The 5,070-nt window shown below is 63.1% G+C and carries 6 protein-coding genes and 1 pseudogene; all 7 read right to left on the reverse strand.

What is annotated here, in order from left to right; translation table 11 throughout:
* Positions 1-2,158 (reverse strand): transglycosylase domain-containing protein (locus ENZ74_RS21305; protein WP_164761112.1); only part of this gene is annotated, 2,158 nt, incomplete at its 3' end.
* A gap of 169 nt (positions 2,159-2,327) precedes the next feature.
* Positions 2,328-3,242 carry a hypothetical protein gene (locus ENZ74_RS21310; RefSeq protein WP_063170334.1) on the reverse strand — a complete coding sequence of 305 codons (915 nt, stop codon included), beginning with the start codon at positions 3,240-3,242 and terminating at the stop codon, positions 2,328-2,330.
* Between the two features lie 18 nt (positions 3,243-3,260).
* The gene (locus tag ENZ74_RS21315) at positions 3,261-3,407 is read right to left on the reverse strand and encodes a hypothetical protein (protein ID WP_013529552.1); all 147 of its coding nucleotides are present in this window, start codon (positions 3,405-3,407) and stop codon (positions 3,261-3,263) included.
* A gap of 25 nt (positions 3,408-3,432) precedes the next feature.
* A pseudogene (locus ENZ74_RS21320) lies at positions 3,433-3,686 on the reverse strand (GlsB/YeaQ/YmgE family stress response membrane protein).
* 108 nt (positions 3,687-3,794) lie between these two features.
* Positions 3,795-3,998, reverse strand: coding sequence for a hypothetical protein (locus ENZ74_RS21325; protein ID WP_013529550.1), 204 nt, complete (start codon positions 3,996-3,998; stop codon positions 3,795-3,797).
* A 100-nt stretch (positions 3,999-4,098) separates the two neighbouring features.
* The gene (locus ENZ74_RS21330; RefSeq protein WP_013529549.1) at positions 4,099-4,719 is read right to left on the reverse strand and encodes a ribonuclease D; all 621 of its coding nucleotides are present in this window, start codon (positions 4,717-4,719) and stop codon (positions 4,099-4,101) included.
* Positions 4,720-4,843: 124 nt separating this feature from the next.
* On the reverse strand, positions 4,844-5,070 hold a 227-nt coding region (locus ENZ74_RS21335), incomplete at its 5' end, for a M20/M25/M40 family metallo-hydrolase (protein WP_127307977.1).

The raw sequence follows: 5,070 nt of genomic DNA on the forward strand, positions 1-5,070 counted from the left end.
GCATGGAAAGGCCATCGGCATCGACGGTTTGGGCGGGACGAGCCGCGCGGACCGGCGCTGGCGCTTGGGCAACCGGCGCTGCTGGCCGCGCTGGTGCCTGCTGGCCGACCGACGTGGACGGAACCGGCGCCGTGTTGTTCGCCGAGGGTATCTCGTCGGGGACGATTGTGTCGCCCGGCGTCGATTTCCAGGTGCCGGGCAGCGGCCGCACCGGCACACCTTCGTGGGCCGCAACCATGAACTCGTGCCAGGCCTGCGCCGGCAGTGCGCCGCCGGTGACCTTCTTCATCGGGCTGCCATCATCATTGCCGAACCACACACCGGTGGTGAGATTGGCGGTGTAGCCGACGAACCAGGCGTCGCGCGAATTCTGACTGGTGCCGGTCTTGCCGGCCGATGGCCAGGCGAAAGCCGCTTTCCGGGCAGTGCCGATCTCAACCGTGCCCGTCATCATCGAGTTCATCATGCCGACGATCTCAGGCTTGACGACGCGCGGCGCGCTGCCGCCGCCGCTGTCGTAAAGCACTTTGCCCTCGGTGGTCGTCACGCGCCGGATGAAATGGATGTCGGGCTTGTAGCCGCCATTGGCAAAGGGGACATAGGCCGATGTCAACTCCAGCGGCGTCACTTCCGAAGTGCCGAGCGCGATCGAGGTGTTGGCTGTCAGGTCGGACTGGATGCCCATGCGGTGCGCCGCCTCGACAACCGCGTTCGGCCCGACCTCCATGGTCAGCTGCGCTGCCACCGAGTTCAGAGACTTGGCCAGCGCAGTGGCCAGCGTCACCTTGCCGAAATACTTGCCGCCGTAATTGTCGGGCGTCCAGTTGCCGATCTTGATCGGCGCATCGTTGCGGATGCTGTCGGGCGTGCGGCCGGCTTCAAGAGCGGCCATATAGACGAACGGCTTGAATGCCGAACCCGGCTGGCGACGTGCCTCCGAAGCACGGTCGAACTGGCTGGTCGAATAGTCGTAGCCGCCGACCATGGCGCGCACCGCACCGGAATCGTCGATCGACACCAGGGCGCCCTGGCTGACGTTGAGTTTCTTGCCGCTGTCGTCGATCAGCCTGCGGATCGATTGCTCGGCGAGCTTCTGCAGGTTTAGGTCGACGGTGCTGTCGATGACGATATCGCCGCGTACGTCGCCGATCAGGTCGGGCAGTTCCTCCATGATGGTATCGGCGACGTAATTCTCCGAGCCGGTCCAATAGGACGGCGCACGCGTTGCCGGCGCGCTCATCGCCGAGGTCAGTTCCTTGGCGCTGATCTTGCCCTCGTCGCGCATGGCGGCAAGCACCAGCTGCGAGCGCTCCTCGGCGGCCTTCGGATCGCGTGCCGGGGACAGCCGCGACGGCGCCTTCAGCAGGCCGGCAAGCAATGCGGCTTCCGACAGGGTGACGTCGCGCGCGCTCTTGCCGAAATAGCGGCGCGAGGCGGCTTCGACGCCATAGGCGCCAGAGCCGAAATACACCCGGTTCAGGTACATTTCGAGGATCTGGTCCTTGGTGTGCTTGTGCTCCAGCCATAGCGCCAGCAGCACTTCCTGCACCTTGCGCTCCAGCGTGCGGTCGGGTGTCAGGAACAGGTTCTTGGCCAATTGCTGGGTCAGCGTCGAGCCACCCTGCGAGAAATGCCCGCCAAGCACATTGGTGACCATGGCGCGGGAAAGCCCGATCGGGTCGATGCCGAAATGCGAGTAGAAGCGCCGATCTTCGATGGCGATGACGGCTTCCGGGATATAGGGCGACATTTCGTGCAGGCCGACCGCCTCGCCGCCGCTCATGCCGCGATTGGCGAGCAATTGGCCATCTGCCGAGACGATCTTGATGTTGGGGGCGCGGTCGGGAATCGACCAGGTCGTCGCCGCCGGCATCTTGGCGCCGTAGTAGATGACGATGCCGGCCACGGCGATGCCGCCCCAGATGGCGAGCACGAAGCACCAGTAGAACAGCCGGCCGAGCACGCCGAACAGGCCGCGCCGGCTTCTGCCGCGCTTGACCCGCGACGATTTCCCTTTGGCCGGCTTGCGTTTTGCGGAGGCTTTGCGATTGCTCGGCACGACGCGATCCTCCTCGTTCACCGAAAGACCCGCCGAGGACCGCGCCTGCGGCGGCCCCTCGAAACTGGGTTCGATGCGACTGTCTCTGCGGTTCGCCATGCGCTGTGCTTGATGTCCCCGATGCCTATGGCGTTCGGGTTGAAGAGTAGATGCGGCGATTTAAGGGCGGGTTAAGTCGTGTTCGAATGCCGGCCTTGGGGTTGGGCAGCCAAAAACGCCAGCGTCTGCTCTTTGCAGGTTACTGACGCCACGCTGTTCGCTGTCTCGTTCAGATGGGCTCGAACTTCACATCCGGCTGGTCGGGACCGCCGGCTTGCCGCAACAGCGCGACAATGTGTTCGCCCCTGTCGACCGGCTGTCGCCTCCAGTTCGAGGCGTTCGTGACGTGCAGCCAGCCCTCGACCATCATGAAAAAATCCTCGGATTGATCATGTCCGGCGCCGAAGCGAAGCGATTTGTTTTCAGCGAATCGAACCAGCGCCGGATCGATCGACCTGTAGAGCACAGGCCAGTTGCCGCCGCCGGAATCCATATGAAACTTGTAGCTCGGGGCGAAATCCAGCCGTCGCCGCAAAAGGCTTCCGTCGAAAAAACAGAAGCCGGGCCACAGGAACCAGCCGCCTGGCGTCGGCGTATCGCGCCGCACGCTGCCGTAGAGGCTTTTGCCCTCCATCCGGGCGCGGATCGAAAACGGTTCAGTCGGAAAGATGTCATGATCGATGAAGCCGAACAGCTTCGGCCCGAACCTGGGCAAGAAATTCCGCACGATCCAGTTGAGCGCTTGACCGTGCGATCTGCTGACGACCAGCCTGTTCTTCGGCAATGCGACATAGGGGACATGCTGGCGACGGCAGAGATCGCGGATTGCTTCCCTTGCCTCGCCCTTGTTGCTGTTGTCGAAAACGATGTAGCTTTCGTGCTCGGCCAGGTATCGGCGTACCAGGTGGATCTGCCATTCGATCATTTCGGGCCGGTTGAAGGCCACGGTGGCGACGACCGCATCGCGGAATACCTGCTCTTGCCCCTGCAATTCGCTGACCGGTGCGGATGTCCTCAGAAAGCGAAACACCCGCCAACGATAGCGCAGCAGCGCCTCGCGCCTTGGCGGCCGGTTCAGCCTCTCCCACTCCGCCACGGTGATCGGGGGCTGATCGACGTCTTCCGGGGCGTCAGAAGCAACCATGTCGCGCCCCCGCATGGCTTAGTTCTGCTGGATCGAAATGCCCTTGTCGTCGATCTTGAGCTCGACGCCCTTGGGTTTGGTCTGCTCGCGATAGACATAGATGCCGAGCGCGATGACCACGACGACGAGCGCGCCGATGACGAGATAGAGCGTATTCTGTTTCATGGCGCGCTCTTTGCGTTGTCGAGCCTCAGGCTCGTTTCAGAACCTTGACCAGTACCAGCAGGATGATGGCGCCGATCGTGGCATGGATGATCGCGGCGAGAGTGCCGCGGCCGATGGAAAAGCCGATCCGCGGAAACAGCCAGCCGGCATGAACGCACCGACGATGCCCACGATGATGTTGCCGATCAGGCCGAAGCCGAAGCCGGAAACGATGAGACCGGCGAGCCAGCCGGCGATGGCACCGATGATGATGAAGACGAGCAAGCTTTCGACACCCATAGCGATTTCCTCCGAGCAAGAGGGCGACCGCGGACCGGAAAGCCCGAATCGGCCTCGACATCAACAGCTTAGGCTATTCGAAAGCAGCCGGCCTCACCAGCGGCGCGCTTATTGATCGTCGTCGTCGCTTGCGGCAGGGCGCCAGCTGGTCGGCTCGACCTTCTTTTGCGTGTGACTGTCGATATAGACCCACCAGCCGTCGTCGCGATATTGCGCGATGGATTCGTTGATGACGCCGTCGCTGTCCTTCCAGGTCACGGAGACCTTGGAGCCGTCTGTCGGCGCGGTCGCAATCGGCTTTCTGTCCGCCATGTCATTATCCCCAATTGCACCGACAAACTGAGCCGACAGAACGCGACGGCCTGTATCCGGTTCCAAACGGTCACCGGCCCGCGGAGCGCGCCAACGGCCCTCAGCTATGGGCGAAGATATCCTCTTCGTCCCAGCCCATCAGGTCAAGCTTGGCACGCGTCGGCAGGAAGCGGAAGCAGGCATCGGCCTCCTTGGTCCGCCCATCGCGCGCCAGCCGTCCGGCCAGTACATCGCGCAACCGGTGCAGATAGAGCACGTCGGAAGCCGCATATTCGAGCTGTTCGGGCGACAGCGTCTCGGCCGCCCAGTCCGACGATTGCTGCGCCTTGGACAGCCCGACGCCGAGAAGCTCGAAGCAGATGTCCTTGAGCCCGTGGCGGTCGGTATAGGTGCGGGTCAGCCGCGAGGCGATCTTGGTGCAGAACACCGGCTCCGGCATGACGCCGAACGCATTGTAGAGAACGGCAAGATCGAAGCGGCCGTAGTGGAACAGCTTGGTTACGCCACGGTTCCTCAGCAGGCTGACGAGGTTCGGCGCCTTCTTCTGGCCGGGCGCGATCTGGATGACGTCGGCGCTGCCGTCGCCGGGCGAAATCTGCACCACGCACAGCCGGTCGCGATGCGGATTGAGCCCGAGCGTTTCGGTGTCGATGGCCACTGCCCCGACATTGTAGTGCGAGAGGTCGGGCAGGTCGTTTTTATGGAAACGGATATCGGCCATTGTCTTCTCCGGTCGAGCCCTACAGTGCCCCCTGACCCGCAGGGGATGCTGCAGCGCTTTATCTTGTGGCCCGTCCTCGCCGCGATCGGCTGAAAAATCAACAGGAAAACAGGGGTTCCGCTGCTCAGCGCGTCAAGGCATCGAGAATCCGCGCCCAGGAGCGCTGGCCCTTGTGGAAGGAGCTGAGCTCGTATTTCTCGTTGGGCGAGTGGATGCGGTCGTCGTCGAGGCCGAACCCGACCAGCAGCGATTCCATGCCGAGATAGGTCTGGAAATCGCCGACAACCGGAATGGAGCCACCGCTGCCCGTCGTAACCGCCGGCTTCGGCCATTCGTCGGACAGCGCATTCT

The organism is Mesorhizobium sp. M7A.F.Ca.CA.002.15.2.1 (assembly GCF_003998715.1).
GTDB lineage: Bacteria > Pseudomonadota > Alphaproteobacteria > Rhizobiales > Rhizobiaceae > Mesorhizobium > Mesorhizobium ciceri.

Bases quoted from the DNA above. Each gene is read 5' to 3' on its own strand.
- ENZ74_RS21315 (WP_013529552.1), bottom strand. From the start codon at position 3,407: ATGAAACAGAATACGCTCTATCTCGTCATCGGCGCGCTCGTCGTCGTG.
- ENZ74_RS21330 (WP_013529549.1), bottom strand. From the start codon at position 4,719: ATGGCCGATATCCGTTTCCATAAAAACGACCTGCCCGACCTCTCGCAC.
- ENZ74_RS21325 (WP_013529550.1), bottom strand. From the start codon at position 3,998: ATGGCGGACAGAAAGCCGATTGCGACCGCGCCGACAGACGGCTCCAAG.
- ENZ74_RS21310 (WP_063170334.1), bottom strand. From the start codon at position 3,242: ATGGTTGCTTCTGACGCCCCGGAAGACGTCGATCAGCCCCCGATCACC.